Source organism: Microbacterium sp. CPCC 204701 (assembly GCF_004010105.1).
Lineage (GTDB): Bacteria > Actinomycetota > Actinomycetes > Actinomycetales > Microbacteriaceae > Microbacterium.
On record NZ_RRYE01000366.1, the window covers coordinates 1 to 2,879 of the forward strand.

Below are 2,879 nucleotides of genomic sequence, written 5' to 3' on the forward strand. Positions count from 1 at the left end.
CGGGCGCACGCTGTCACTCGCACAACCGCGCTGACGCGCACGCAGGCCGTCCTCGGTGTGGCGCCGGCCCGCTTCAGCCGCGGAAGTACACCTCGGCGACGCGGGCGAGGTCCCACAGGTCGCTCACGCCGGCGAGCTCGCGGGCGGAGTGCATCGACAGGATCGGGATGCCGACGTCCACCGTGCGGATCCCGAGCCGCGTCGCCGTGATCGGACCGATCGTCGAGCCGCACGGCACGGAGTTGTTCGAGACGAACTCCTGGCTCATGACGCCGGCGGCGGAGCACCAGGCGTTCCACACGGCGGCGCCCGCGGCATCCGTCGCGTAGCGCTGGTTCGCGTTGATCTTGAGGATCGGGCCCGACCCGAGCACCGGCTGCACGACGGGATCGTGCTTCTCGGCGTAGTTGGGATGCACCGAATGGCCGACGTCGCTCGACACGCACCACGACGCGGCGAGAGCGCGCAGCTGCTGCTCGCGGTCGGAGCCGAGCGAGAGCCACAGCCGCTCGATCACGTCGGACAGGAACGGGCCTGCGGCGCCGGAGCGAGTCCCAGAGCCGACCTCCTCGTGGTCGAACACCGCCAGCATCGCGACGTGGTCTGCATCGAAGTCGTCGGCGGCCCGCTCGAGGGCGACGACTCCGGCGTGCACCGAGGCGAGGTCGTCGAGGCGGCCGGACGCGAAGAAGACGTCGTCGAGGCCGAACGTCGCGCCGCGCGCGGCGTCGGCCGTGACGAGGTCGTAGCCGCGAATGCGCGCGGCATCCACGCGCGCCTCACGGGCGAGCTCGCCCAGGATGTCGGCCGAGTCCGCCTGACCGAGACCCCACACCGGCTGCGTCTGGGACTGCTTGTCGAGCGCGAGGCGGTCATTGGCCTCGCGGTCGAGGTGGATCGCGAGCTGCGGCAGCCGCAGCAGGGGTCCCGTCGAGGCGAGCACGGTCGTGCCGTCGTCGAGTGCGAGGCGCCCGGCGAGACGCAGCTCGCGATCGAGCCACGAGTTCAGGAGGGGCCCGCCGTAGATCTCGACACCGGCCTGCAGCCAACCGAGACGACCCGTGGTCGGCTTGGGCTTGAGCTTGAAGCCGGGCGAGTCGCTGTGTGCGCCGAAGACGCGCACTCCCGTCGCCGGGGTCGCCGTGGGCGGCACGACCCACGCGATCACCGCCCCGTCGCGGACGACCACGAAGCGTCCGCCGGCGGTCGCCGGCCAGCTCTCGGATTCGTCGAGGCGGATGAAGCCGGCGTCCTCCAGGCGCCGGGCCACCTCGGCCGCCGCGTGGAAGCTCGACGGGGATGCCTCGACGAACGCTGCGAGGTCGTCGGCGTGCGAGCGGGCGGAAGGTGCGATCGGCACGGACGAAGCTCCTCGTGTCAGGTGGGCGGCCCTTCGATCGTAGTTCGGAGGTGCTCCGGACTCCGGAGCACCTTCTCCATCGGCTTGCCCTTCGCGAGCTCGTCGACGAGCTTGTCGAGATAGCGGATCTTCTGCATGAGCGGGTCGTCGATGTTCTCGACGCGCATGCCGCACACGACTCCGGTGATGAGCGACGCGCTCGGGTTGAGGTGCGCCTCGGCGAAGAAGTCCTCGAACGTGGTGTGCTCGTCCAGGTGTCGCTTCAGCTCGGCATCGTCGAATCCGGTGAGCCACTCGATCGCCTGATCGAGCTCGGCCCTCGTTCGTCCCTTGCGCTCCATCTTCGTGACGTAGTGCGGGTAGACGGAGGCGAAGCTGGTCGTGAAGATGCGGTGCACGTGGCCCAGCGTAATCGGTCTTCGATCCTCCGCTCCCGGACGCGCCCCCTCGTGATCTGGGCCTTTTCGGAGCTGTCCGGGCACCGGCGCTCCCATATGACGTTCAGGTAACGCACCGGAACCGTCCAGACAGGGCGGCCAGACTCGGGGGCTTGTGCCCGCCCGAACGGGCACAGCGCGCCGCTCGACGGCGCTTCGTCGATACGGAACCCGGTCTTCTTCATGCGTAACCAGTCGTCCTTCCTGCCTTCTCGTCGCACCCTTCGCCGCGCAGAGCGCCGCATCCGCCGCCGCCCCGTCCTGATCGCCTCGACGCTCGCGGTCGGCATCCTCGCCGCGGCGAGCTTCACCACGACGGCACCGATGGCGCAGGCTGAGGCATCCGCCTCCCCCTCCGCATCTCTCACCGGCTTCGCGCTCGCCTCGTACACGCCGCCCGTGCAGACGGGGACGGACCGCGCAGAGGTCGTCGCGAACGCTCAGGCCACGGCAGAGGATGTGCGGACGGCGGCGGGTGCCGCGATCAGCGCCGCACAGACCGTCTCGACCGACATCGCGGCATCGGGTCTCGACATCGGCGTTCCCGTGACGACGGTCGACACTGCGGCGCTCGAAGCGGCTGTCGCGCTGCTCGATCGCGCCGAGAACCTGCCGGACGCATACGTGGCCGACTACACCGAGGTCGTGGCGACTGAGACGGCCGCGGTCAGCGAGCAGGCCAACGGACTGCGCGGCAAGCTCGACGCAGCGATCGCGGTGAAGGCGCAGCAGGAGGCGGAAGAGGAGGCGCGCCGCGAGGCCGAGGCCGCTGCGGCCGCTGCCGAGGCGGAGGCCGCGAAGAAGTCGAGGCCGCGGTCGTCGGCGCCGAACCCGGTGTATGCCTCGGGCGGTGCCGTAGGCGGCACGAGCCCCGCGGACGCACAGGCGACCGCGCGCGCCATGATCGGCAACTACGGGTGGGGCGACGACCAGTTCGCGTGCCTCGTGTCGCTGTGGAACAAGGAGTCGGGCTGGAACTATCAGGCCCACAACCGCTCCAGTGGCGCGTTCGGCATCCCGCAGGCGCTGCCCGGCAGCAAGATGTCGACGGCGGGTGCCGACTGGCAGACCAACCCGGCGAC

Annotated in this window: 3 protein-coding genes; 1 reads left to right on the forward strand and 2 read right to left on the reverse strand. The window is 70.6% G+C overall.

Annotated features, from left to right (window positions below):
* Window positions 1-73 precede the first annotated feature (73 nt).
* Both EIO58_RS15450 and EIO58_RS15455 read right to left on the reverse strand, forming a co-directional pair.
* Complete coding sequence (locus tag EIO58_RS15450) at window positions 74-1,360, reverse strand: M18 family aminopeptidase (RefSeq protein ID WP_127820256.1); 1,287 nt, start codon at window positions 1,358-1,360, stop codon at window positions 74-76.
* 17 nt (window positions 1,361-1,377) lie between these two features.
* On the reverse strand, window positions 1,378-1,758 hold the full coding sequence (locus EIO58_RS15455; protein WP_127820257.1) for a DUF2200 domain-containing protein: 381 nt from the start codon (window positions 1,756-1,758) through the stop codon (window positions 1,378-1,380).
* Between the two features lie 222 nt (window positions 1,759-1,980).
* Between EIO58_RS15455 and EIO58_RS15460 the strand changes: the two genes are divergently transcribed.
* A partial coding sequence (locus EIO58_RS15460; protein ID WP_127820258.1) for an aggregation-promoting factor C-terminal-like domain-containing protein occupies window positions 1,981-2,879 on the forward strand: 899 nt, incomplete at its 3' end.